The following is a 24,239-nucleotide window of genomic DNA, read 5'->3' as shown; positions in this document are numbered from 1 at the left end:
TGGAGGCATGAGCGGTCGGGAACTCGTGGCGCCGATCTTCGGCGACCACTCCTACCGCTGCGACTTCTACGGTTGACGGGCCCCGCTCCGGGTCCCTTTCTCTTCAACCGTAAGGACAGTCATGTCTTCATCCCCGCACGCCGGTACGAACTGGGCGCTCAAGCACATGCCGCTGACCGCGGCCGCCGTCGAGGAGAGTGCCGCGGTGCTCGCCGGGCGGCGCCTCGCGATGTGCCTGCACGTCGAGCCCAAGACGGCGGCCCTGGTCACCCTGCTCGCCGGGGCCGGCGTCGAAGTCACGCTGACCGGCTCGCCCGGCACCACCCACGACGACGTCGCCGACGCGCTGCGGCCGCTCGGCGTGCGGGTGCACACCCGCCGCGCCGACGATGACGCCGACCATGCCCGGAACGTCGCGAGGGTCCTCGAGTGCGAGCCGGACCTCACGCTCGACAACGGCGCCGACCTCACGCTCTCGCTACTGGCATCCGGTGCGCCCGCCGGGTACCTCGGCGGCACCGAGGAGACGACCACCGGCGGCCTGCGGCTGCGGGAGGCACGCGTCGGCCACCCGGTCGTCGTGATCAACGACTCGCGGCTGAAGCTGCTGGTGGAGAACGAGTTCGGCGTCGGCCAGAGCGTCGTGCAGGGATTCCTCAACGCCACCAACCTGATGCTGCCGGGAATGCGCGCGGCGGTGCTCGGCTACGGGCCGTGCGGCAAGGGCGTCGCGGACACCCTGGCGCGGCTCGGCGCACGGGTCGCGGTGTGCGACACCGACCCGATGCGCGCGCTCCAGGCCATTTTGGACGGTCACCGGGTCGGCTCATCGGTCGAGGTCGTGTCGGACGCGCAGGCGGTCTTCACCGCGACCGGCGCGCCCGGCGTCGTCGGCGAGGCGGAGCTGGCGGCCCTGCCCGACGGCGCGCTCCTCGCCGGCGTCGGGCACTTCGCCTGGGAGATCGACGCGGCCGCGCTGCGGGCGGCGACGGTCCGCACGGCCGAGTACGGCGCGCCGGGCCGCCGGGTCGGGCACATCCTGGCCGACGGCCGCGAGATCGTCGTCCTCGACCAGGGCCGGATGCTCAACCTGACCGCCGCGAACGGCAACTCGATCCAGGCGATGGATCTGGGCCTCACGCTGCAGGTCCGCAGCCTGGCGGCGGTGGCCGCGGGCGGGCTCGCCGCCGAGGTCCAGCCGGTCCCGGCACCGGTGGAGCACCGCATCGCCACGGACCTGGTGGCGCGGCTGAGCTGAAGCCGGGGCCTGAAATCAGGTGAGACGTCCGAGTACGTAGGTCCGGGTCTTGGTATCGGTCGCCCGGTCGGCTATCCGGCGGAAGTCGCGGCTCTGCTCGCCGCGGTCGAGCCGGGCAGCCTTGGCGACGGCCCGCTGAGTCCGCCCGGGGAGGTCGGGCAGGTCTTCGAGCAACTCGTCCAGCACGGCCGGGGAGACTCCTCGCAGCACCTGTCCGGATCGTTTCACCACCCGCTCCACGAGCTCGACGGCCTCGTCGAGGTGAGCGAGGGCCGGAGCGCGCACAGCGCGATGGATGAGCGGCCGCAGCGTGGTGTCGTCACAGCCGGGAACGAGTTGCACGAGGAGGAGGACGAGGGCGGCGCGGATCAGCTCACGCGCCGAAGACGTCGGAGAGGCCGGAGTTTCACCACGGGTGACGAGTCGGGCGATGAGGGCGGTCCCCCGCGCGGACAGCGGCCCGCCACGCCGGATGTCATTGGCGATGGCCGCGGTCAGTGCCCGGATCACCGGGCTCGCCGTCGCACCCTCGAGCGCGCTGGTCAAAGCGACCGCGAGGTCTTCGGTGAGGGGACCACGGGGGACCTCCGTGATCCAACGGCCGACGTTCTGAACTGCGCCGGGATGACCCGCGGCGAGGAGCCGACCGGCAACCCCCGCATCGAACCAGCCGAGCTCGATCGCAGTGGTCACCAGTCGGTGGACGGCGGCCTTCGCCGGAGTGCTCGCCCCGCCGAGGGCCAGGTCCTCGCACCGATCTCGCAAGCGTTCGTCGATCGGGGCGAACGTACCGGCGACGCGCCCGGCCAGTCCGTCGACTCCTTCGGCGACCGCGCGGAGGCCTGGCAACAGCGCGGCCAATTCCGCGGCCGGGCAGACGTCGAGGACCGCGCTGACGATCCGGGAGAAGTCCCCGTAGGGCAGGTGATCCGTTCGCGCGATGACGTCCGCCAGGAGATCCGAGTGCGCCGAAGCGGCGTGGACCATGGCCTGCCCGATCATGCGGGCGTCCACCGCGAGGACAGGTTCGAGCCAGGCGATGAGTCGGCCGGCCAGCTCCCGGTCGGTCGGCGGGGCCTTGACCAGCATCGTCCGTACGAGCGAGAGGGCTCGCCGCTCGGTTGGCGGAGGCTCTGCCAGCAGGAAGCCGAAGGTCGAGCGAGGCTCCCGGGCGGCGACCTTCTCGGCCACGTACACCGACCGCTGCGCGACGACCGCATCCGAGCTCAGGGCGCCGTCGAGGAGGTCCTGCAGGGAAACCGAGCGAGCACCGAGGATCAAGTCCGCGACGAGCTCGCACTGGAGATCGTCCCACCCGGTCGGGTAGCCGATCGCCAGCATCGACCGCCACTGGTCCCAATTCAGAGTTCTCCGCGCGGCCGCGTTGCTGAACACGGTCCTAGCCAGCGCGAGGACTTCTGATGTCGTGGCCGTGGGTTGTCGCATTTCCAGTGCCACTTCGAGCAGGTTCGCGGCTTCAGCCGCGGCGACGCCGGCGTGCATGCGGATGATCGCCACGCGGGCCAGCGGCCCGAGCCTGCCGTAGTTCCGCCGGAGTACTTCGCGATCGGTCGTGGTGAGCGCGGCTTCGCCGAACGCCTCCAGCATCCGCTCCGGCAGTTGGTCGCGTTGGTAGGGATCGCGCACGGTCGGACGTCGGCACGCGATCGCGTCCAGGGCCGTCGGCAGGAGCCGCCTTCGTTCCGTCGAGCGGGCGATCAAATCGCCCAGCACCCGGGTGGCGACGGGCAGGGCGATCCCGGCGATCCGGTCGAACCCGGCGAGAAGGAGGTCCGCCACGGTGGCCGCATCGCGCTCGGCTGTGGCGGAAAGCGCCTCGACCACGTGCCATTCGTGCTCGGGGGAGAGTCCGCGAGCGTGCTGAAACAGGTCGGCGACCAGGTCGAGATCGCCGCGAGTGACCGCCGAAAGCGCGACGGCCCGCAGGGAGAGCAAGTCGTCGAGGTCCAGCCGGGTGACAGCCTGCCGGTAATCGGCAGGCTCCTCGATCGTGTAGAGGAGCTGAACCAGGATGGGCCCGAGATGGCCACGCTGCACCGGGTCGGTGAGCCGGGCCAGGAAATCCGCCTGGCCGGCGTCGTCTTCCGCCAGGTATCGGGCGATCACCCACTCGGCGAACGTCTGATGGAAGAAGTGGAACCGTGTCGGTTCGGTTCCGGGAACGAGGATTCCCGCCGAGCACAGTTCGTCGAGCGCCTTCTCGTCCGGTGCCGGTTCGATCTTGGCGGCGCGGAAGTTCTCCGCGAACACCGTGGTCGAGCGGTTCAGGATCGCTTGGCCACCGGCGAGACAGATCCTGGCGCGTTCTTCCGCCTCGGCGTAGGTGAGGGTCCGTCGCGGGCTGCCGACCACCTGCCGCGTCCAGTGGGCCTGGAACAGCCGTGCGACGGTGAGGTCCTCGGGAATCTCACCGGTGGGCGCGTACAGGCTGCAGGCCAGCGCCAGCAACAGGGGGTTACCGCACACTTCGACTACGGCGCGCCGCCGTCCGCGCAGGTGCAGGAGGCGCTCCAGGAACGCGTCCCGTCGGTCGGCCGTCACCTCGGTGAGCGTCTCCACGTAGGACAAAGCGAAGTGTGCGGTCTCGGATTCGCTGAGCCGGTACACCTCTTTGCGGTCGATCCGGGACGCGAGCAGAAGCATCCGTTCGCTGAGTGGCTCGAGCTGGGTCCGGAACTCGAAGCTGCGGCAGGTGAAGACCGCGGGAACACCTTGCTCGAGCAGCCGGTGGAGCCATTGCGTCAGCACCGGGCGGAGTTCGTGGTCGAGGACGAGGTCGAGGGTGTCCAGGAGCACCACGGGACGTAGGCCCCACGATTGCTGGAGGGTGATCACGTCGCTCAGCGTCCCCGAACGGCCGATCGCCGCGCCGAGCTGGGTGTCGAGTTCGGCAGGCGTTCGAGGCCGGTCTGTCACCTTCTCGCTCAGGGACACGAGGACGACGCCCACATCCGGTCGCTTCGCGAGTTCGTCGTGGAGTTGTGCCAGCAGCACGCTTTTGCCCATACCGGCCTCGGCGTGGATCGCGACCACCGCCGGAACTGCCAGTGCCTGCTCCACCGCGGGGAGAAACACCGACTCCAGGTTGGCTCGGCGAAGCAGCGGCAAGATCAGCCGGGCGGGGTCGGTCAACGCCTCCCGGGTCGGGGACACGACGCGGTCGCGTAAGGGGAGCGCGTCGTCGCCCTTCGGCGGTGGTGGCTTCCACAGCTCGCCCAGGGGTGGCGGGGTCTCCGCGGCATGCCCGGTGAGGGAACGCAGGAGGTCGTCGGCTCCGCCAGGTGCGAACGAAAAGGGATAGTGCGTGGCCGCGTGCGGCTGGAGGAAATGCGGAATTTCTTGGATCTCGTGGCCGGGAAGGAGGACGGGGAGGATTCGGGCGCGCCACCGGGACCGCTCGGCAGTGAGCAGCTCGCGCAGCATCGCTGCTTCGTACCGCGAGCCCCATCCTTCGTCGTCCGGAACCTGCTCCAGCGCCCTGCGGTGGTATTCGGGTGACGCGATCACGAGCACGAAGTCCGCGGTCGGCATGGTCTGGTCGACCCACAACGCCCAGTCGATCCGCTCCTGGTCCGCCCATCGGTCGAGGAGGACCTCGATTCCGGATCGGCGTAGCAGCTTCGCGAGGCGCAAGACGGCTTGCACGTGGTCATCGTCATCGTGAGCGTAAGACACGAAGACGACGGGCGCGGTCGCTCGTGCCTCGGTCATGGCGGATTACTTTAACCGCCTCGCTGCTGAAGCCGGGGCTTGCCCTGGAGCGCGCTCCAGGTCCTAACGTGAGGGCCACGCCGACCGCACGTCAGGAGAACATTTCATGGAGCTCGGTTTCCACCTTCCCATCTTCGACATCGACGGCGGGCCCACCGCCATCGCCGGTGAGCTCGCCCGGGTGGGCAGCGCGGCGGAGGAGGCCGGGGCGACCTGGCTCTCCTTCATGGACCACTACTTCCAGATCGAGCCGACGGGCCTGCCCGCCGAGTCGAACATGCTGGAGGGCTACACCACCCTCGGCTTCCTCGCCGCGCACACCTCCCGGATCGACCTCGGCCTGCTCGTGACCGGCGTGACCTACCGGCACCCCGGCCTGCTCGCGAAGATCGTCACCACCCTCGACGTCCTCTCGGGCGGCCGGGCCGTGCTGGGCGCCGGTGCCGCCTGGTTCGAGCGCGAGCACCGGGGGATGGGCGTGCCGTTCCCGCCGATCGCCGAGCGGTTCGAACGGCTGGAGGAGACGCTGCGCATCTGCGGGCAGATGTGGGACCCGGAGAACAACGGCCCGTTCGAAGGCAAGCACTACCAGCTCGCCGAGACGCTCTGCTCGCCCCAGCCGATCAACCGCCCGCGGGTGCTCATCGGCGGCGGTGGAGAGCGCAAGACGTTGCGGCTGGTCGCGCAGTACGGCGACGCGTGCAACCTCTTCGCCTCCTCGCCCGAGGACGTCGCCCACAAGCTCGACGTGCTGCGCGGCCACTGCGACGACGTCGGCCGCGACTACGACGAGATCCGCAAGACGGTCCTGGCCAACAACCCGCGCCCGTCGCCGGCGAACCGCGACGACTTCGTCCGGTCCATGGCGGACTACGCGAAGCTCGGCGTGCACACGGCCATCATCACGCCGACGACGGGGTCGCCCGCCGCGTGGATCGAGGGCATGGCGCCGGCCGTGCCGCAGCTGGCCGACCTCGGCTGAGATATTCGGCTCGAGGAGCTGGTCGACGCCCGATCGTGTGTCCATAGTAGACGTTCCGGTAAATCCGTTTCGGTGATCGGTGAACCATTCACGACGGCGCCCCGTGTGCCTGGGTGAGGTGGCGACCCGAGAGGAGGGGCTGATGCCCCACGGACGCAGTACCGGACGACACCGCAAGCAGGCCACGATCGGGCTGGCGGCGCTGCTGGGAGTGGCGGGGGCGACGGCGACGGCGATCGCCCTCAGCAGCCCGGCGAGCAACGCGGCGACCGAGAGCTGCGGCGGACTGGACACCGCGCTGCAGAACAACCTCACGTTCATCGCGGGCCAGCAGGCGGCCCCGGACGCCCAGTCGGCGGCCCGGATCGCCAACCGCCAGGCGGTGGTCGACCAGATCCAGCAGCGCCGCGCGGCGGCCGGCTGCGGGGGAGCGGTGGCGGCGAACGCGGTCGCGACCCAGTGCGCGGCGATCGCCGGGGCGGCCGAGAAGGAAGGCGCCCAGGCCGACGAGAACGGCATGGCGAAGGGTGCTGGCAAGGCCAAGAACGGCAAGGCCGCCCAGCAGGGCGCGGCCGACGAGAACGGCATGGCAGCGCAGAACGGCATGGCTGCCGAGAACGGCATGGCCGACAGCAACGGCATGGCTGCCGAGAACGGCATGGCCGCCCAGCAGGAAGCCGCCGACCAGGGCGCGGCCGGCAACGGCAAGGCCAAGCAGAAGAGCGCCGACCAGGAGGGCAAGGCCGCGAAGAACGGCGCGGCCGACGAGAACGCGATGGCCGGAGACGCGGCCGCGCAGGCCGACGCGGCCGCTCAGGCCTGCGACGTGGTCGAGCAGTGCGTGGCCCAGGCCGCCGGAGCCGCCGACGCCAACGGCATGGCCGCCGAGAACGGCGCGGCCGCCGAGAACGGCATGGCCGACCAGAACGGTATGGCCAACGGCAACGGTATGGCCAAGCAGAACAGCGCGGCCAGGCAGAACGGTATGGCCAACGAGAACGGTATGGCCGCCCAGCAGGGCGCGGCTGCCGAGAACGGCATGGCCAACGAGAACGGTATGGCCAAGCAGAACGGCATGGCCAACGAGAACGGCATGGCCGCCCAGCAGGGCATGGCGGCCCAGAACGAAGCCGCAGCCCAGGACGAAGCCGCTGCGCAGAACGCGGTCTCCGAACAGGACTGTGCGGCCATCCTCGACTGCGTCACCCAGGCCACCGCCGCCTCCGGTGCGGCCGCGGATCAGCAAGGCATGGCCGCCGACCAGAAGGGCAACGGCCAGCAGAAAGCCAAGGGCAAGAACAAGAACGCCGACAAGGAGGCGGAGCAGGCAGCCGCCGCGGTAGCGGAGAAGTGCGTCGCCGACGCGGCAGCGGCGAGCGCGGGCACCGAAACCGGCACCGCAACCGCTACCGCCACCGAATCCGCCACTGAAGGCAAGTGAGACCAGGAGGGTGTGCACCGGCGGCGGGCCGGTGCACACCCTCCGCCGGCGGTGCCACACTGACCCGGTGGAACCCGCCGACTGCCCCGGCCCGGACCCGCGGCCTCGCGCCCCCGTCCGGGTCGACGTGCCGCCCGGGTCCGTCGACACGCACGCGCACGTCGTCGGCGACCGCGGCTTCGTCGAAAACCGCAGCTTCACCCCACCGCCCGCCACGGTCGCCGCCTACACGGCCATGCTCGACGCCACGCGCATGACCTACGGCGTCCTCGTGCAGGTCAGCGTGCACGGCACCGACAACACCCTGCTCCTCGACGCCCTCCGCGCCCACCCCGGCCGGCTCAAGGGCGTCGCGGTCGTCGACCCGCACATCACAGACCGCGAACTCGCCGAACTCCACGACGCCGGTGTCACCGGGCTGCGGATCAACACCCTGACCGGCGGCGGCGTCGGCTTCGGCGCGCTGGACCGGCTCGAAGCGATCTGCGTGGAACACAGCTGGCACCTGCAGCTGTTCACCAGGACCCTGGATCCGGCGAGACTGGCCAAGCTCCGCGTCCCGTACGTGCTCGACCACCTGGGCATGCCCGAGACCGACAACCGGCTGGTCCGCGACCTCGTCGCCGACGGCGCCTGGGTCAAGCTGTCGGGTGCCAACCGGCTCGCCGACCCGCCGTACGCCGAGATCGCCCCGTTCGCCCGGGAGCTCGTCGCCGCGGCGCCCGACCGGTGCGTCTACGGCTCCGACTGGCCGCACGTCGGCTGCCACGGCCCGATGCCGAACGACGGCGACCTCGTCGACCTGCTCGCCGACTGGGTCCCCGATCCCGCGACGCGCGAGGCCGTCCTGGGCGCCAACGCGCGGCGGCTCTACGGCTTCCCGTGACCCGATCCGGTGACCGGCGGGAACTCCGGCCCGCCGGTGCTCGTTGATCGGGTGGAGCGCAGTAACCTGGTGCGCGCAAACCGACCGACGACAGCACGAGGCTTCAGTGACCACCGATCCGGCGGCCGAGGACCTGCGAGAGGCGGCCGACGAGCTCGCCGTCGCCGGGCAGCTCCCGCGATTCCTGCTGATGTACAAGTTCGCCATCGAAGAGCTGATGACGAAACTGCGGATCCTCAGCGAGGAGTTCGACTTCGTCCACCGCCACGACCCGATCGAGCACATCACGAGCCGGGTGAAGCGGCCGGAGGCCATCAAGGAGAAGGTCCACCGCCGCGGCCTCGGCGACGACTGGATCGCCGCCGCGCACGTCCTCGACGACATCGCCGGCATCCGCGTGGTGTGCCCGTTCGTCTCCGACGTCCACCAGGTCGCCCGGATGCTCACCGCGCAGGACGACGTCGAACTGTTGCGCACCAAGGACTACATCGCCCGGCCGAAGGCCAACGGCTACCGCAGCCTGCACCTGATCGTCCGGATCCCGGTGTTCCTGTCCGACCGCGTCGAGAAGGTCAAGGTCGAGGTCCAGCTGCGCACCATCGCGATGGACTTCTGGGCCGCGGTCGAGCACAAGCTGTCCTACAAGTACGCCGACAGCGTCCCGGACGACTTCGCGGGCGAGCTCGCCGCCGCGGCCCGGACGGCGGCGGACCTCGACGCCCGCATGGCCGCCCTGCACGAACGCATCCGCTGAGTCACGGCGCCAGCGCGTCGAGCAGGATCCCCAGCCCGAACTCGAACTCCGCTTCGTGGTCGCACACCGCGAGGTACGGCGCCGCCGCGACGACCGCGGGCAGCCCGGACCCGGTCAGGTCCGCGAGCCGCTCCGGGTCGCCGGTACCGCTGAACGTCGGCGCCGCGTCGACCTCGCGCATCAGCGTGCCGATGAGGAACGCCAGTACCGCCCGCAGCCCGTGCACCGCGCGCTCCGGCGGGTAGCCCGCCGCGAGCAGCGGGCCGAGCACGGCCTCCACCGGGGCGAGCGCCGTCATCGACGCGAGCTGGCGGGTGAGCACGAGCGGCGCCGCGCGTGGGTGGCCGAGCATCGCGGCCCGGAACCCGTGCGCCAGCGCGGACATCGTCTCCCGCAGGCCCAAACCCGTCGCGGGCGCGGGAATCGCGGCCAGCAGCACCTCGGCGACCCCGTCCAGCAGGGCGTCCTTGCCGTCGACGTGGTTGTACAGGCTCATCGGGTCGACGCCGAGCCGACGCCCGAGCTTGCGCATGCTCACCGCATCCAGGCCTTCCTCGTCGACCAGCGCGAGGGCCTCCTTCAGGATCCGCGCGCGCGACAGGACGTCCGCGTCCCTGGGGGGACGGCCCCGCCGCGTCGTCACGGGGCCAGCACCGCGGGCAGGGTTTCGTAGCCGCGCAGGATCCGCGTCCGCCGGCGACGGCCGCCGGGCAGCACGCGCAGGCCGGGGAACCGGTCGAAGATCGTGCGCAGCCCGATTTCGCCCTCCATGCGCGCCAGCGACGCACCCAGGCAGTGGTGGCGCCCGGCGCCGAACGCCACGTGGTCGCGCGCGCCGTCCCGCGTGACGTCGAACGTGCCCGGCTCGGCGAACACCGAGGGGTCGCGGTTCGCGCCGGCCAGCACGGTGGTCACCAGCGCCCCGCGCGGCAGGGGAACCCCGGCGATCTCGGTCGCACGCGTCGCGAGCCGGCCGGTCAGCAGGACCGGCGGGTCGTACCGCAGGACCTCCTCGACGGCGTTGCCCCACAGCTCGGGCCGCTCGCGCAGCACGGCGAGCTGCCCGGGGTCGTTCGCGAGCAGGGCGATCCCGCTGCCGAGCAGGTTGACGGTCGTCTCGAAACCGGCCGCCAGCACCAGGCCCGCCGTCGACTTCAGCTCCGTCTCGGTGAGGCCGACGCCGTCGTCGCGGGCCGCGACGAGCTTGCTGAACAGGTCCTTGCCGGGGTGCCGGCGCAGGTGGTCGAGGTGCTCGCCGAGCCAGGCGTCGAACTCGCCCAGCGCGGTCTCGACGTCGCGGAACGTGCGCCAGCCCAGGCCGAGGTCGAGGCTGGGCGCGGCGGCCGCGCCCAGCGACAGCACCTTGTCCAGGTCGGCGGGCGGCACACCGAGGATCTCGCTGATGACCGTCACCGGCAGCAGGCCGCAGTAGGCCTCGACGAGGTCGAGCGGATGGCCGGGGTCGAGCGCGTCGAGCAGGCCGTCGGCGATCTCCTGGACGCGCCCACGCAGCTGCTCGACGGCGCGCACGGTGAACACGCCGGTGACCAGCTTGCGGTAGCGGGTGTGCTCGGGCGGGTTGACGGCGAGCAGCGACGGCGGCCGCACCGGGTGCAGGTGCCCGGCGGCCGACCACTCGACCAGCCGGCCGAGCGGCGAGCCGTCGGAGCCGATGACGCCGACGCGGAAGTCCTCGCTGGACAGCACTTCCCGGACCGCGGCGTGCGTGGTGGTCATCCAGCCGAACCGCGTGCGGGCGAGCGGGCCGGCGGCGCGGATCTCCTCGAACAGCCCGGTCAGGTCGTGCCCGTCGGCCGCGGCGACGACCATCCGTCCCTGGAGGTCGCCGCGCCGGGCTTCGCGGCGCAGGACGGTCCGGGGGAGCGCGTGGCCGAGCCCCCACCTGATCACCGGCTTGGCGTGGGCGAGGGTTCCTTCGAGCACGACGTCCCCTTCCTTCAGCGTGCCTACAGTGTAGGTTATCGTGAATTACCTACGTCGTAGATTTAAGGAGCGCCGATGACCGAGTTCGACATCCCCGCACCCGACGTCCTCGCGGCCCGGCAGAAGCTGGTGCTCGATCACTTCCACGACGAGGTGGCCCAGGACTGGGACGCCACGGCGACGGCGCCGTCCGCGGCTACTACCAGGACACCCGCACCGCGTTCCCCGACCAGCACCACGAGCTGATCGCGCTGCGGCACAGCGCCGACGCGGTCGTCGTCGAGTTCTGGCTGCTGGGCACGCACCTCGGCCCGTTCGGCGCCATCCCGGCGACCGGGTCCCGCTTCCGCGTCCGCATGACCGCCTACTTCGTGTTCGACGCCGACGAAAAGCTCGTGTGCGAGCGCATCTACTTCGACACGCTGTCGATGCTCAAGCAGCTGATCGGCGGGGTGGACAAGAAGAAGCCGAAGAACTGGCCGCTGCTGCTGCGGGTGGCTCGGGGCTTCCTGGCGATGTCGGGGGAGAAGCCGGACCCTCGGCTGACGGAGACGACGGAACCGGTGCTGCAGGTCTGACCACCGCGAAGACGTTCACCGCGACGATCACGCCGATCGCCGCCCACGCGAGGGCGTCGAGGCGTTGGCCGAGAACCACCCAGCCGACCAGCGCCGCCAGGACCGGGTTCACGCTCATCACCGTGCCGAACACCGGCGCCGGGACGCTGCGCAGCGTCAGCAGGTCCGCCAGCATCGGCACGGCCGACGACAGGACGCCGGCGGTCACCGCGGCCAGGACCGCCCCGAGCCCGGGCCGGTGCGCGATCATCGCCCAGACGCCGACCGGCACGTACGCCAGCCCGGACACGCCCGCGGCCGCCGCCGAGCCCGCGATGCCGGGGATGCGCGCGCCGACCTCGCGGTTGAGCAGGATGTAGGCCGCCCAGCACGCGGCGGCGAGCAGCGCCAGGCCGATGCCGAGGTAGTCGGTACTGGGCCGCGGCCGGACCAGGACCACGACCGCCCCCGCCGCGACCAGCGCGCACAGCAAGTCGCCTCGCCGCCGTGACCCGGCGAGGGCGACGGCCAGCGGGCCCAGGAACTCGAGGGTGACGGCCAGGCCGAGGCCGACGCGGTCGACCGCGCTGTACAGCGAGAGGTTCATCGTCCCGAACACCAGCGCGAGGGCCAGGACGAGCCGCCACTGGGCGGCGGTGAACCCGCGCAGCCGTGGCCGCGCGGTCGCCAGCAGCACCGCGGCCGCGACCCACTGGCGGACGGCCACGACACCGGCCGGCCCGAGTTGCGGGAAAGCCAGGGCCGCGACCGACGCCCCGACCTGGTTGGACAGCCCGCTGCCCGTCATCAGTGCCGCCCCGCGCAGGCGTCCTTCGCTCGTCATGCCCCGACTATCGAGGCCGGCGGGGCATACGCAAAATGCATCCGACACGCCGGCTATACGCTGAGCGCATGGATGCCTCGCTGGAGCTGCGCCACCTGCGGCACTTCGTCGCGGTGGTGGACGCCGGGAGCTTCACCGACGCCGCGCTCGAGCTCGGCGTCTCCCAGGCGACGGTGTCGCGGACGCTGCTCGCGCTCGAGCGGGTCCTGGGCGTGCGGCTGCTGCACCGCACGAGCCGGACCGTCGAACCCACCACGGCCGGGGTCACGGTCCTCGCCCGGGCGCGGGTCCTGCTGGCCGACGCCGAAACGCTGGTCCACGAGGTCACGACCGGCCACACCCGGCTGCGGCTGGGGCACGCGTGGTCGGCGGTGGGCCGGCACACCGCGGAGTTCCAGCGGCGCTGGCAGGACCGGTATCCCGACGTCGAGCTGCAGCTGGTGCGGACCAACACGGCGACCGGCGGCCTGGCCGAGGGGCGCTGCGACCTGGCCGTCGTCCGCACCGCCGTCGACACCCGCCGCTACGCCCACACGGTCGTCGGCCACGAAGGCCGGTGCGTCGCGCTCGCGTCGGACGACCCGTGGGCCCGGCGCCGCGTGATCCCGTTCGCCGAGCTGAGCGGCCGCACGCTCGTCGTCGACCGGCGCACCGGCACGACGACACCGGACCTGTGGCCCGAGGACGGCCAGCCGGCGGTGGAGTACACCCACGACATCGACGACTGGCTGGCGGCGATCGCGACCGGGCGCTGCGTCGGCGTCACCCCCGAAGCGACCGCGGCGCAGTACCGGCGCGACGGCATCCGCTACCGGCCGCTGCGCGACGCCGGCCGCATCCCGGTCCGGCTGATCTGGCGCCTCCGCGACGCGCACCCGGCGACGCACCTGGCCGCCGCCCTGCTGACCGAGCTCTACCGCTCCTGAGGACGCGCCGGAGCGAGCAGGACGCCCAGCGCGATCAGCTCGGTCAGCGCCATCCCGCGTTCGACGAGGCCGAGCGGGATGATCGTCCACCAGCGGCCGCCGTCGATCGCGGCCACCACCACGGCCCACAGGATCACCGCGAACCAGCCCAGCGACGCGATTGCCAGCACGCGGGCGAGCCACCGGCGGCCGGGGGAGCCCGGGAACGCCGTGCGCGCCGCGACCAGCACCGCCAGCGGGAGCGCCACGAAGGCCACGACGCTCGCGACCCGGTGCAGCGTGCCGCCGAAGTCCGAGCGCGCGACCGTGGCCCAGTCCGGCTTCGGGAAAGCCACGATGACCAGCAGTCCGACCGTCCACAATGTACCCAGGACGGCCGCGGGCACGGGCAGCCGCCGCTGGCTGTGCAGGACCGCGAGCCCGGCCGCCGAACCGAGCGCCACCAGGATCACCGCGAGGTCGAACACCCACTTGTGGTCCGAGAGGCCGTATTCGCTGATCGTGCGGCGGGTCGCGCTGATCCGGTCGGTCGGCGGGATGACCTGGAGCAGCAGGACCAGCGCGGCACCGATCACGAGGGCGGCGACCCCGCCGAGCGAGACCGCGAGCGATGTCCGTCGCGCAGGGACCGTGACCATGAACCGACAGTAGCCGACCGGTGGTTGAACTCCCGGTGAAGGTTCTTTCGGGCGAACCTTGGTGTGAAAACGGGGTCAAGGCTGTACGACTTACGGCGGTTACCGTAGCCGGTTTTCGTCCATTACGGTCACTCGCTACCGGTACGTCCGTGCTGTGCCGGCCTCGCTCAAGGAGGTCTTTGCCTGTGGGGAATTCACCAAGAAGACTGGTGCTGGCGGCTTCGGTCGTGGCGCTGGCGGCGGCGTTCGTCACGTTACCGGCCGGTACCGCCGGCGCGGCCCAGAACATCCTGCGTGCCGACAAGTCGGTACCACGCTCGTGCTTCGCGAAAGTGCTGCCCAAGGGCACCTCGGGCACCGATCGCCGCGAGCTGACGTCCACTGTGGACGGACTCGTCCAGGCCCGGCTGAAGCCGACCTCGGGCGCCGAAGGCGACTGGGACGTCGCCGTGTTCGACAAGGCGACGGGTGCGGTGGTCGCCGCCTCCACGGCGTTGCGCACCCACGAGCTCGCCGAAAGCTTCGTGAAGAAGGGCCAGGAGCTCGTCGTCCAGGGCTGCCGCTACGGCGGTTCGGCCGACCGGGCCCAGCTCGGCGTCGACTTCCTCGCGCTGACCCCGCAGGGCACGCCGACCACCGCGCAGAAGGCGGAGCTGGTCCGGGTCGAGACGCCGACGCGCGCCGACAAGAACAAGCTGACCGGTCTCGGCCTCGACGTCACCGAGAAGGGTGACGCGACCGGGATCGAGGTCGTCCTCGCCGACGACGCCGACCGCCAGCTGCTGAAGAACAGCGGCTTCAAGTCCAAGGTGATCGAAGCCGACCTCTCGGCCAAGTCGGTCCAGGACGCGAAGACCGACCGCCAGTACGCCGCGAAGACCGCCGCTTCGGCGCTGCCGTCCGGGCGCACCAGCTACCGGCACCTCTACGACTACAACTACGAGCTGAAGGAGCTGGCCCGCAAGAACCCCGGTCTCGTCTCGGCGTTCACCATGCCCGAGTCGACCTGGGAAGGCCGCGACGTCGTCGGCGTCGAGATCGCCACCGACGTCAAGAACATCACCGACGGCAAGCCGGTGAACTTCACCATGGGCGTGCACCACGCCCGGGAGTGGCCGGCCGCCGAGCACGTCATGGAGTGGGCGTACGAGCTGATCAACGGCTACGCGCACGACGCGTCGATCCGCAGCCTCGTCGGCAAGACCCGCAACATCGTCGTGCCGGTCATCAACCCGGACGGCTTCGAGATCTCCCGCGAGGCCGAGCCGAAGGGCGACTTCACCCGGTTCGACTACGAGATGAAGCGCAAGAACTGCAACGTCAACGACTCGCCGCCGCAGTACGCCACCGGCGTCTGCAAGGCCAACCCCGGCGGCCGCCTGCGCGGCACCGACCCGAACCGCAACTACGCGGGCTTCTGGGGCGGCGCCGGTGCCGAGATCGCCTGGAGCGGCGACACGTTCCGCGGGTCCGCGCCGTTCAGCGAGCCCGAGGTGCGCAACGTCCGCTCGATCGTGTCCTCGCGCCAGGTGACCAACCTGATGACGATGCACACCGTCGCCGCGCTGGTGCTGCGCCCGCCGGGCGTGGCCGACGTCCGCCCGCCGCTGGAGGAGCCGGCCTACAAGGCCCTCGGCGACAAGATGGCGTCGCGCAACGGCTACATCAGCCAGCCGAGCTGGGCGTTGTACGACACCACCGGCAGCACCGAAGACTGGTCGTACTGGGCCACCGGTGGCTGGGGCTTCACCATCGAGGTCGGCGGCAACGGCTTCCACGGGCCGTACGCCGACAGCGTCGTCGCGGAGTACGAGGGCCTCGCGCCGTCGTCCGGGGCGGGCAAGGGCGGCAACCGGCAGGCCCTGCTCGACCAGCTGGGCAGTGCGGCCGACCCGGCGCAGCACTCGACGCTGATCGGTTCGGCGCCGAAGGGCTACCAGCTCAAGCTGCACAAGACGTTCCAGACGCCGACGTCGCCGGTGATCCAGCCCGACGGCTCCACCAAGCCGCCGATCTACGTCACCGACAACCTCGACTCGAAGTTCACGACCACCGGCGGGCGGTTCGCCTGGTCGGTCAACCCGTCGACCAGGCCGTACGTGGCGGGCCGCTACGGGCGCGACCCGCAGGGCCCGGCGCAGCAGGGTCAAGCGGTGACCAACCCGGCCGGCGTGCCGCCGATCAACCAGAACTACCCGGTCGACCCGGCGGGTGACTCGTTCACCTTCCACGTCAACGGCCTGCCCCAGGTCGACAACGGGAAGTTCAGCGTGAACATCAACTGGGCCAGCACGGCCACCGACTGGGACCTGTTCATCTACGACGCGGCGGGCAACCAGGTCAGCTCGTCGGCGAACGGCGGCACGACGTCCGAGCACGCCGTGCTGTTCGACCCGCCGGCCGGCGACTACCGCGCCGTGGTGGTCAACTACGACCAGGCCGACCCGGCCACGGTCGACGACTGGACGGGAGACGTGTCGTTCGCGTCGCCGATCCCGCCGACGTACGGGCCGAAGGAGGCCTACCAGCTGACCTGCACGTCGCCGAAGGGCCAGCTCGTGGGCGTGGCGGACGTGTACGCCGACCGCGGCCAGACGGTCGACGTCGGCGAGGTCTGCACCCGTTCCGCGCACGCGCAGAAGCAGCGCGCTTCGGGCGGGACCCGGTAGTTGGGTTTTAGTTAGTGAGGGCCTTCTCGCTTCGGCGGGGAGGCCCTCACGGCGTTGCGGCGAGGGTGACGCCGAGGGCCACGAGGATGGTGCCGACGACGCGGTCGAGGGTGGGTTTGGCGTACGCGTACCAGCGCCGGGTGGCGGGGGCGGAGAACAGCAGGGCGACGCTGAGGTGCCAGGCCGTCGAGACGAGGAGGATGAGCGCGACGGCCGCGGCTTTGACGGCGGTGGGTTCGGTCGGCGGGAGTGTGGCCGTGAGAACACTGCCGAAGAACGCGGCGGCTTTCGGGTTGGTCAGGTTGCTGACCACGCCGCGGCGGAAGTGGTTCGGATTTTGCGTGACGGGTTCGTGGTTCGCCGTCTCCTCCGCGGCTTCCGGTCGGCGGGCCCGCAGCCACAGCCGCACGCCGAGCCAGGCGAGATAGCCACCGCAGACGACGCGCAGGCCGGCGGCCAGCCAGGGCGCCCGAGCCAGCAGACTGCCCAGCCCGAAGACGGCAACGGCGGCCAGCACCCCACCGGCGGCGACGACCCCGACCGCGACGGCCACCGCGGCCCGCCGGCTCCCGGCCGCGGCGGTGTGCGCGATGAGCACGAAGTTGGGCCCGGGGGAGACGGCCGCGGGAAGGTAGGCCAGCAGCACGGTCCCCAGGGTGGCAGCGGGGGTCACAGGTTCAGCCTGACACGGCGGCCGGCAGCGCCCGCCCCGGCCTGGCAAGGGGCACCGCGCCTTGCGGTCCTGCCGGCTCAGTGCCCGGTGAACGGCACTGCTTGTGCGGCCCGGCCCACTCAGCTCCGAGAAACGCCGGAGGTCACGCCGCGCGGCCGCCCCCGCCGACCACCTGGTCACGCATCGTCCGCAGCGCCTGGTGGTCCACTGTGGACGGGTCGGCGGCGAGCCACTCGCCGATCTCGTGCAGGAACTCCTCCGGCGTCATCGGCGCCGCGGGCAGGTCGCCCGGGTCGGCCGTGGTCAGGTCGCCGCTGCGGCTCGGGTACACGATCATCGCGCCGCGCAGTGCCACGCCCGGTAGCAGGTCGCGGTAGGCGGCGAGGCTTTCGGCGAGCCGGCTGCCGCCGCCGCGGAACGGACGGCCGTTGCGCAGCAGCCTGCCGTCCTCGGCCGTCTCGTAGTGGCCGGGCAGCCACAGCTTCGACTCGATCAGCACCAGTCGCTTCCCGCACAGCACCGCGTGGTCGACGTCGGCGAAGACCGAGCCCGGCCAGGCGAGTCCGTGGAAGATCCGCGCGCCGGGCAGCCGCGTCAGGTAGGTCTCGAGCAGGTCGGCGGTGAGCCGCTCGGCCAGCTCGTCGCGCTCGGTGCCGGGCGACCCGAACACGGTGCGCCCGCCGAACTCCTCCGCGTACGCGTCGCGCGCCTTGTTCGCCCGCAGGTACCCGCGGGCCAGGCGCTGGACGAGCAGCGCGGTGCCGGCGGTCAGCAGCAGCCAGACGATGAGCACCGGCGTGCTGAACCCCACCCCGCTGACCAGCGGCAGCAGCACGAGCACCATCCCGCCGACCGCGGCGACCACCGGCGTGTGCCCGGGCCCGCGACGGCGCCCGTGACGCATCCGCGTGTCCTCACCGGCGAAGTGCCACCAGCTCAGGTCTTCGGCGTCCAGGTCGGGCAGGTCGGGGACGAAGCCGGGCTCGTCCCCGAAGCGCCGCCGGGCCCGCGGCCGGACCGGCACGGCCACCACGGTCGCGCCGCCGGAGTCGTAGCGCGCCCGGGCGACGGGGTCGCTCAGGACGTCGTAGGCCTCGCGGAGCAGCCGGAACGTGCCGACGGTCCCGCCGCCGTCGGGGTGCATGGTCTTCGCCAGCCGGCGGTAGGCCGTCTTGACGTCGGCCGCCGTGGCGGTTCGGCGGACGCCGAGCACCTCGTAGTAGTCGACCTCGGGCACGCGGGCGTTCACCTCCGGATGGCTGCGCGAAGACTTTATGGGACCGGGTTTCCGGGCCGGCCACCGCCTCGGCGGCGCGTCGGGGTGATCCTCCTCCGGCGCAGGTCAGTGCGGTGTCAGGAGTTCTATCGCCGACGGCGGGCGATTCGCACACCCGGTTCGGCGACGCCGCTGGGGCGCGTGACGGGGCTCCGGACGGGGGTTCCGGCGCGTTTGCCGTGGTCCGCGAGTGTCCATTGAGGACTTTGTGTCACCCGGAAGTGTTGTCGCGGCGCGAAACGTCGGGATCGCGGTGACGTTTCGTAGCCGGATTTCACCCAAAGGGAGGGGAACAGGTGTTCGAGTCCGCGGCTAGGATGGAGGCATGTCCACGGCACTCCCCAGACGTGACGGGCCCACCGCCACCCCACCTCGGCAGCGGGCCCGTCACCCCCGTCACCGCTCGCGCAGCAGGAAGCGCTGCAGCTTCCCGCTCGCGTTGCGCGGCAGCGCGTCGATGAACCGCACCCGGCGCGGGTACTTGTACGGCGCCGCAACGGCTTTGGCGTGCTCCTGCAGGGCGTGCACGAGGTCCGGACCCGCGGTGACGCCTTGTCGCGGCACGACGAAGGCGGTCACGACGGCGCCCCGGTCCGGATCGGGTGTGCCGACGACCGCGCACTCGTCGACGTCCGGGTGGCTCAGCAGCACCTCTTCGACCTCGGGAGCGGCGATGTTGTAACCGGAGGAGACGATCATGTCGTCGCTGCGCGCCACGAACCGGAAGTAGCCGTCGGGTTCGCGGAGGTAGGTGTCGCCGGTGATGTTCCAGCCGTCGCGGACGTAGTCGGCCTGTCGCGGGTCCTCGAGGTAGCGGCAGCCGGTGGGGCCTCGCACGGCGAGCAGCCCGGGGGTGCCGTCGGGCACGGGCGAGCCGTCGATGTCCAGGACGGCGGCGCGGAACCCGGGTACGACGGTGCCGGTCGTGCCGGGGCGGGCGGCGTCGTCGGCCGCGGAGATGAAGACGTGCAGCATCTCCGTGCTGCCGATGCCGTCGATGAGCGGGCGGCCGACGAGGTCGCGGTACCGCTCGGCGACGGTGGCGGGCAGCGCCTCGCCCGCGGAGACGGCTCGGCGCACGCCCTTGAGGAGAGGGCCGTCGCCGGAGCCGAGGATCGCGCGGTAGGCGGTCGGCGCCGTGAACAGCACGGTCACCGACCGCTCGGCGACGATCGAAGCCAGCTCCCGGGGTGTGGCGCGCTCCAGGAGGAGCACGGACGCGCCGGCGTGCAGCGGGAAGACGAGGAGGCCGCCGAGGCCGAAGGTGAACGCGAGGGGAGGGGTGCCGCAGAAGAGGTCGTCCGCGTCGGGTCGCAGGACGTGCCGGGAGAACGTGTCGGCGATGGCGAGCAGGTCGCGGTGGAAGTGCATCGTCGCCTTGGGGGTCCCGGTGGTGCCGGAGGTGAAGGCGAGCAGGGCGACGTCGTCGGCGGCGGTCGGCACGTCGTCGAAGGTCGCAGGGTGCCGCGCGCAGCGTCCGGCGAGGTCGGTGCCATAGGAGACGGCGGGCAGCCCGGGCGGCAGCTCGTCGAGCAGACGCTCGTCGCACAGGGCGACGGCCGGCCGGGCCCGGTCGACGATCTTGTCGAGCTCGTGGCGGCGCAGCATCGGCATCGTGGAGACGGCGACCGCGCCGGCCTTGAGGACGCCCAGCCAGCAGGCCGCCAGCCACGGCGTGTTGGTGCCGCGCAGCAGCACGCGGTTCCCGGGGACGACCCCGAGTTCGTCGGTGAGGACGTGCGCGATCCGGTTGGCGCGCGCGAGCACGTCGCCGTAGGTCCACGTCTCGTCAAGCGAGCGCAGGCAGGGCCGCTCGGCGCCGAAGCGCTCGACGGCGCCGTCGAGCAGGGCGGTGGCGGCGTTGAGCCGGTCGGGGTAGTGCAGCTCGGGGAGGTCGAAGACGAGCCGCGGCCACTGCTCCCCGGGCGGCAACCGGTCCCGGCAGAACGAGTCGGTGTGAGCGCTGGGAGTAAGCCTCATCGCAGCTCCTCGGATCGACTTCGACCCTGGGAAACGTAGCACTCGTTGCGACCGTCGAGAAGACGCTATGCCGCACCGATGACGGCGGCGACGAGGAAGCGATATCACTCCGTGACTTCACCCCGCGGGCGGCGCGACGGAGGCATCCGGCTGGTTGGCGCGGCGCAACGCGTCGGCGACGAAGCCGTTCGCCTTCAGCTCTTCGACCAGTTCACGCAGGAACGCGATGGTCGAAGGCTGCCGCGCCGGCGTGGTCCCGACGGCCTGCTGGATCTGCATGAACCGTTCCGAAACGACCCGCGTGCCAGGGTGCGCGGAGACATAGGCGGTCATCGGCTGCCGAATCCCGGCAGCGACGTCCAGGCCCTGCTCTTCGAAGGCGACGACCCCGTCCGAGCCACGCACGATCGTCGCGTGCGCAAGGGTCCGCGTCAGGAAGAGGTCGTAGGCCGACCCTTCCTTCACGCCGATCCGGACGCCCGGCCGGTCGACGTCCGCAGGCGAGCGAAAGGGCGAATCGTCCGGAACGACGTACACGCCTTCGATGACGACATAGGGCGCGGTGAAGGCAACCGAGGCCGCACGCGCAGGCTCGATCGCCAGAAAACAGAGATCGGCGGCACCCGAGGTCAGAGCCTCGAAAGACTTCCGTGCGGCATCAAAGCAGACGAACTCGACGGGCACGTCAAGCCGCGCGGCAACCTCACGCGCAAGATCGACGGTGACACCCCCGGGCGCCTCCGGAGTCCCGTGGGCAAGCACCGGATTCCCAAGGTTGACGGCGGCACGCAGCACCCCGGTGGGCGCGAGGTCAGCGGAAAGATCTCCCATGAGGGGCGAGGGTAACGCCGCAACCAGCACCGGGCGCCCGAGTGTCGCTCACACCACCACGTGGCGAAAGCCGCTCGCGCAGCCGACCGGCCGCAGGTCAGCCACACCACCCGGCGCTGCGGGCGTTGCTCACACCACCGGCTGGGCGGCGCAGGTTCGTCGCGGCACTCGGCGCGGCGAGCAGTGCTCACCCGGCCGGCCGCCGCGGCGAAAGTCGCGTTCGCCACGTCGCCCGGCGCGGCGAAAGTCGCTCGCGCAGCCGGCCGGGCGCGGGGTCGCCCACACAACCGGTGCGGCGAGCATTGCTCACACCACCGGCCGACCGGGCGCGGCGAACCTCTTTCACTCCACCGGCGGCCGATCCATCGTCCCCAGCTCGAAGACCGTCTCCTGGTGATAAACCTCGCCCGGCCGGAGCACCGTGCTCGGGAAGTCCGGCCGGTTCGGTGAATCCGGGAAGTGCTGCGCCTCCAGCGCGAACCCCGCGCCGGGAGTACCGAGGTAGTTACCCGAATAAAACTGCAGACCCGGCTCAGTAGTCCACATCGTCAGCAACCGGCCGGACGTCGGCTCCCAAGCCCGCGCGGCGAACGGTGCCCCCTCGTCGAGGACCCAGTTGTGGTCGTAACCACCCCCGATCACCAGCTGTGGGTCGGGATCGCCGATGCGGGCGCCGATCGCCGAGGACCTGCGGAAGTCGAACGGCGTACCGATGACCGGCACCGGGCCGCCGGCCGGGATCAGGTTCTCGTCCGTCGGGCAGTACGACTGCGCCGCGATCGACAGCGTGTGGTCGTACACCGACCCGGCGCCCGCCAGGTTCCAGTACGTGTGGTTCGTCAGGTTGACCACCGTCGGTGCGTCCGTCGTCGCGCGGTACGTCAGGTGCAGCCGCGCGTCGAGGCGGTACGTCACCTCCGTCGTGAGCCGGCCGGGGTAGCCCTGGTCGCCGTTCGGGCTTACCAGCGTCAGCCGGACTCCGTCCGGGAGCGGGGTTGCCGACCACATCCTCGTGTCGAACCCGGACGGGCCGCCGTGCAGGCTGTTCTTCCCGTCGTTCGCCGGCACGCGATGCAGGACGCCGTCGAGGGCGAACGTGCCGCCCGCGATGCGGTTGGCGAAGCGGCCGATCAGCGCGCCCAGGAACACCCGGGCCGCGCCCGGCCGGTTGTTCGCCACGTACCCCTCGAGGTCCGGGTAGCCCAGGACGACGTCGGTGCCGTCCGGGGTCTCCACCGACTGGATGACGCCGCCGTAGTCGAGCACGCGGACCGTGAGCCCGCCGGGCCGGGACAGCGTGTAGCGGTGGACGTCGGTGTCGCCGACGCGGCCGAAGAACTCGCGGGTGAGTTCGGTGTGCGTCATCGACAGGCCCCTCCGCCAACGCTGTTAGCGCTAACAGCATGCGGGAGGACGCACCGCACGGTCAAGGGTCAGTGCTCGCCCGGCGGCGGCGTGCCCAGCAGCTGGTGCGCCCGCAGGGCCATCTGGATCTCCAGCCGCCGCGCCGGATCGCTCAGCCGGTCGCCGAACAGGCCGCTCAGCTGGCTCACGCGGTAGCGGACCGTCTGCGGGTGGACGCCCAGCGCCTGCGCGATGTCCGGCGTGTTCCCGTTGTGCTCCAGCCAGCTCAGCAACGTCTCCGCGAGACGGACCTGCTGCTTCACCGTCAGGCCGGCGAACGGCGACAGGGTCTTCGCCGACAGCTGGTCGAGCAGGAACCGGTCCAGCAGCAGCCAGTGCGTCGCCAGGTGGTCGGCCGTGTGCGTCACCGCGTGGTCGCCGAGCAGGCCGCGGCGGACGAGATCCAACGTTCGCCGCGCCCACAGTGCCGACGTCGCCGCGTCGGCCGGCCGGACCCGGGGGCCGACGGCCGCGCGCCAGCCCGGCAGCCGGCCTTCGAGACCCCGCAGGTCGCGGTCCGGGTTCGGGGTCAGCAGGCAGGGCTCGGTGCCTTCGAGGTCGAGCAGGACGTCGTCGGCGACCTGCGGGGCGGGCGTCAGGTGCTGTTCGCTGCGCGGGTCGAGCGCGACGACCGTGACCCACTCCGGCATGGTCCACTTCGCGGCCTTCGCCATCGTCGCGATCGTCGCCGGGGACGACGGCGGGCTGGCCAGGAGGAGCTCGAGCAGCCGGCGGCGACGGCGTTCGAGCGTGCCGGTCGCCATCGCCTGCGCCAGCGTGTACCCCTCGACCGAGTGGGACGAAATCTCTTCCACATAAGCGAAGATCGCCTCCGCGCCGACGCACAGCACGGCCGCCGGGAAGCGGTGGGCCTGACCCAGCTCCGCCACGTACCGCCACGCCGCGCGCCCGCCCGCGCGGTAGGCGGCCTGGAGCGAGTTCAGGCTGCCGCCGTCGTGGTGAACGCGCTTTCCGACCTCACGGAACAACTTCGGCCAGTTGTCCTCTGTGGACGGTGCCGCGTCGATGCTGTCGATGCAGCTGAGCACGGCCTGCTCGATCGCCAGCACGATCATCTTCCCGAACTCGCCCTCCAGGGGCTTGGCGTACTCGGGCACGGCCCGCTGGATCTCTTCGAGGATCCGCCGGGCGAGCGGGTCGGCGTGCGGCCGGAACCGCCGCGCGAGCTCGGTGGGCAGCGAGCCCCAGAGCTGGTGGGCCCGGCCGGTGCCACGGGGGTGCGGGACGGTGATCGTCCGGGTCATGGCCACCCCTTTTTCCGCATCGTCGCGAAGGTCATGAACGCACACGAAAACGAGATTGGCAACTGCCGGGCCTGCGTCCGGACCCGGTTCTGTCATGCCGGGACCAAGGGTCGCACACGTCTTTGTCACACGGTCGACAAGCGGGGAGAACACTCACGGCCGCAAGGGTTTCCGAAATG

At 71.5% G+C, this 24,239-nt stretch carries 19 protein-coding genes and 1 pseudogene; 9 read left to right on the top strand and 11 right to left on the bottom strand.

Annotation, left to right across the window (positions count from 1 at the left end; genetic code table 11):
* Nucleotides 1-121 precede the first annotated feature (121 nt).
* Nucleotides 122-1,258, top strand: coding sequence for an adenosylhomocysteinase (locus tag ACZ7PG_RS01165; RefSeq protein WP_470237059.1), 1,137 nt, complete (start codon nt 122-124; stop codon nt 1,256-1,258).
* Nucleotides 1,259-1,273: 15 nt separating this feature from the next.
* On the opposite strand, the gene ACZ7PG_RS01160 is transcribed toward ACZ7PG_RS01165, so the two are convergent.
* Nucleotides 1,274-4,990, bottom strand: a complete 3,717-nt coding sequence (locus tag ACZ7PG_RS01160; RefSeq protein WP_470237058.1) for a TIR domain-containing protein — start codon at nt 4,988-4,990, stop codon at nt 1,274-1,276.
* 106 nt (nt 4,991-5,096) lie between these two features.
* Here ACZ7PG_RS01160 and ACZ7PG_RS01155 point away from each other — a divergent pair, with 106 nt between their 5' ends.
* From ACZ7PG_RS01155 to ACZ7PG_RS01140, 4 genes are all read left to right on the top strand, one after another.
* Nucleotides 5,097-5,972, top strand: a complete 876-nt coding sequence (locus tag ACZ7PG_RS01155) for an LLM class F420-dependent oxidoreductase (protein WP_470237057.1) — start codon at nt 5,097-5,099, stop codon at nt 5,970-5,972.
* A 142-nt stretch (nt 5,973-6,114) separates the two neighbouring features.
* Complete coding sequence (locus ACZ7PG_RS01150; protein ID WP_470237056.1) at nt 6,115-7,413, top strand: hypothetical protein; 1,299 nt, start codon at nt 6,115-6,117, stop codon at nt 7,411-7,413.
* 67 nt (nt 7,414-7,480) lie between these two features.
* Nucleotides 7,481-8,299 carry an amidohydrolase family protein gene (locus ACZ7PG_RS01145; protein ID WP_470237055.1) on the top strand — a complete coding sequence of 273 codons (819 nt, stop codon included), beginning with the start codon at nt 7,481-7,483 and terminating at the stop codon, nt 8,297-8,299.
* Between the two features lie 106 nt (nt 8,300-8,405).
* Nucleotides 8,406-9,053, top strand: a complete 648-nt coding sequence (locus tag ACZ7PG_RS01140; protein WP_470237054.1) for a GTP pyrophosphokinase — start codon at nt 8,406-8,408, stop codon at nt 9,051-9,053.
* A gap of 1 nt (nt 9,054) precedes the next feature.
* On the opposite strand, the gene ACZ7PG_RS01135 is transcribed toward ACZ7PG_RS01140, so the two are convergent.
* Nucleotides 9,055-9,696: a TetR/AcrR family transcriptional regulator C-terminal domain-containing protein gene (locus tag ACZ7PG_RS01135; protein WP_470237053.1), complete on the bottom strand. Its 642-nt coding sequence runs from the start codon at nt 9,694-9,696 to the stop codon at nt 9,055-9,057.
* A complete protein-coding gene (locus ACZ7PG_RS01130; protein ID WP_470237052.1) occupies nt 9,693-10,997 on the bottom strand; it encodes a cytochrome P450 in 1,305 nt (434 codons plus the stop codon). The genes ACZ7PG_RS01135 and ACZ7PG_RS01130 overlap by 4 nt, the downstream gene beginning before the upstream one ends.
* Nucleotides 10,998-11,072: 75 nt before the next feature.
* On the opposite strand from ACZ7PG_RS01130, the gene ACZ7PG_RS01125 reads away from it, so the two are divergent.
* Both ACZ7PG_RS01125 and ACZ7PG_RS01120 read left to right on the top strand, forming a co-directional pair.
* The gene (locus tag ACZ7PG_RS01125; RefSeq protein WP_470237051.1) at nt 11,073-11,243 is read left to right on the top strand and encodes a hypothetical protein; all 171 of its coding nucleotides are present in this window, start codon (nt 11,073-11,075) and stop codon (nt 11,241-11,243) included.
* A pseudogene (locus ACZ7PG_RS01120) lies at nt 11,162-11,380 on the top strand (ester cyclase); the annotation flags it as partial. The gene ACZ7PG_RS01125 and the pseudogene ACZ7PG_RS01120, both read left to right, overlap by 82 nt.
* A gap of 49 nt (nt 11,381-11,429) precedes the next feature.
* Here ACZ7PG_RS01120 and ACZ7PG_RS01115 read toward each other — a convergent pair.
* Nucleotides 11,430-12,398: an EamA family transporter gene (locus ACZ7PG_RS01115; RefSeq protein ID WP_470237050.1), complete on the bottom strand. Its 969-nt coding sequence runs from the start codon at nt 12,396-12,398 to the stop codon at nt 11,430-11,432.
* A 68-nt stretch (nt 12,399-12,466) separates the two neighbouring features.
* Here ACZ7PG_RS01115 and ACZ7PG_RS01110 point away from each other — a divergent pair, with 68 nt between their 5' ends.
* Entirely contained in the window at nt 12,467-13,324 is an 858-nt protein-coding gene (locus ACZ7PG_RS01110; RefSeq protein WP_470237049.1) for a LysR family transcriptional regulator, read from the top strand.
* On the opposite strand, the gene ACZ7PG_RS01105 is transcribed toward ACZ7PG_RS01110, so the two are convergent.
* Complete coding sequence (locus ACZ7PG_RS01105) at nt 13,312-13,962, bottom strand: DUF998 domain-containing protein (protein ID WP_470237048.1); 651 nt, start codon at nt 13,960-13,962, stop codon at nt 13,312-13,314. The two genes, ACZ7PG_RS01110 and ACZ7PG_RS01105, sit on opposite strands and share 13 nt — an antisense overlap.
* Before the next feature lie 209 nt (nt 13,963-14,171).
* Here ACZ7PG_RS01105 and ACZ7PG_RS01100 point away from each other — a divergent pair, with 209 nt between their 5' ends.
* Nucleotides 14,172-16,631 (top strand): M14 family zinc carboxypeptidase, encoded by a 2,460-nt coding sequence (locus ACZ7PG_RS01100; protein ID WP_470238976.1) that lies wholly within the window; start codon nt 14,172-14,174, stop codon nt 16,629-16,631.
* Between the two features lie 46 nt (nt 16,632-16,677).
* Here the strand turns inward: ACZ7PG_RS01100 and ACZ7PG_RS01095 are convergent, their stop codons facing one another.
* From ACZ7PG_RS01095 to ACZ7PG_RS01070, 6 genes are all read right to left on the bottom strand, one after another.
* The gene (locus ACZ7PG_RS01095; RefSeq protein ID WP_470237047.1) at nt 16,678-17,304 is read right to left on the bottom strand and encodes a LysE family transporter; all 627 of its coding nucleotides are present in this window, start codon (nt 17,302-17,304) and stop codon (nt 16,678-16,680) included.
* Between the two features lie 142 nt (nt 17,305-17,446).
* The gene (locus tag ACZ7PG_RS01090) at nt 17,447-18,541 is read right to left on the bottom strand and encodes a J domain-containing protein (protein WP_470237046.1); all 1,095 of its coding nucleotides are present in this window, start codon (nt 18,539-18,541) and stop codon (nt 17,447-17,449) included.
* Between the two features lie 435 nt (nt 18,542-18,976).
* Nucleotides 18,977-20,560, bottom strand: coding sequence for an AMP-binding protein (locus ACZ7PG_RS01085; RefSeq protein WP_470237045.1), 1,584 nt, complete (start codon nt 20,558-20,560; stop codon nt 18,977-18,979).
* A 117-nt stretch (nt 20,561-20,677) separates the two neighbouring features.
* A complete protein-coding gene (locus ACZ7PG_RS01080) occupies nt 20,678-21,391 on the bottom strand; it encodes a transporter substrate-binding domain-containing protein (protein WP_470237044.1) in 714 nt (237 codons plus the stop codon).
* A 342-nt stretch (nt 21,392-21,733) separates the two neighbouring features.
* Entirely contained in the window at nt 21,734-22,756 is a 1,023-nt protein-coding gene (locus ACZ7PG_RS01075; RefSeq protein ID WP_470237043.1) for an aldose epimerase family protein, read from the bottom strand.
* A gap of 68 nt (nt 22,757-22,824) precedes the next feature.
* Complete coding sequence (locus ACZ7PG_RS01070; protein WP_470237042.1) at nt 22,825-24,060, bottom strand: PucR-like N-terminal domain-containing protein; 1,236 nt, start codon at nt 24,058-24,060, stop codon at nt 22,825-22,827.
* Nucleotides 24,061-24,239: the final 179 nt, after the last annotated feature.

The organism is Amycolatopsis sp. NPDC114504 (assembly GCF_055633595.1).
Note: the sequence above shows the minus strand (reverse complement) of the source record. Positions and strands in the feature narration are given on the sequence as shown.

Excerpts from the sequence above, each read along its gene's own strand:
- ACZ7PG_RS01165 (WP_470237059.1), top strand. The coding sequence starts at position 122 with ATGTCTTCATCCCCGCACGCCGGTACGAACTGGGCGCTCAAGCACATG.
- ACZ7PG_RS01160 (WP_470237058.1), bottom strand. The coding sequence starts at position 4,990 with ATGACCGAGGCACGAGCGACCGCGCCCGTCGTCTTCGTGTCTTACGCT.
- ACZ7PG_RS01155 (WP_470237057.1), top strand. The coding sequence starts at position 5,097 with ATGGAGCTCGGTTTCCACCTTCCCATCTTCGACATCGACGGCGGGCCC.
- ACZ7PG_RS01150 (WP_470237056.1), top strand. The coding sequence starts at position 6,115 with ATGCCCCACGGACGCAGTACCGGACGACACCGCAAGCAGGCCACGATC.
- ACZ7PG_RS01125 (WP_470237051.1), top strand. The coding sequence starts at position 11,073 with ATGACCGAGTTCGACATCCCCGCACCCGACGTCCTCGCGGCCCGGCAG.
- ACZ7PG_RS01115 (WP_470237050.1), bottom strand. The coding sequence starts at position 12,398 with ATGACGAGCGAAGGACGCCTGCGCGGGGCGGCACTGATGACGGGCAGC.
- ACZ7PG_RS01110 (WP_470237049.1), top strand. The coding sequence starts at position 12,467 with ATGGATGCCTCGCTGGAGCTGCGCCACCTGCGGCACTTCGTCGCGGTG.
- ACZ7PG_RS01105 (WP_470237048.1), bottom strand. The coding sequence starts at position 13,962 with ATGGTCACGGTCCCTGCGCGACGGACATCGCTCGCGGTCTCGCTCGGC.
- ACZ7PG_RS01085 (WP_470237045.1), bottom strand. The coding sequence starts at position 20,560 with ATGAGGCTTACTCCCAGCGCTCACACCGACTCGTTCTGCCGGGACCGG.
- ACZ7PG_RS01080 (WP_470237044.1), bottom strand. The coding sequence starts at position 21,391 with ATGGGAGATCTTTCCGCTGACCTCGCGCCCACCGGGGTGCTGCGTGCC.
- ACZ7PG_RS01075 (WP_470237043.1), bottom strand. The coding sequence starts at position 22,756 with ATGACGCACACCGAACTCACCCGCGAGTTCTTCGGCCGCGTCGGCGAC.
- ACZ7PG_RS01070 (WP_470237042.1), bottom strand. The coding sequence starts at position 24,060 with ATGACCCGGACGATCACCGTCCCGCACCCCCGTGGCACCGGCCGGGCC.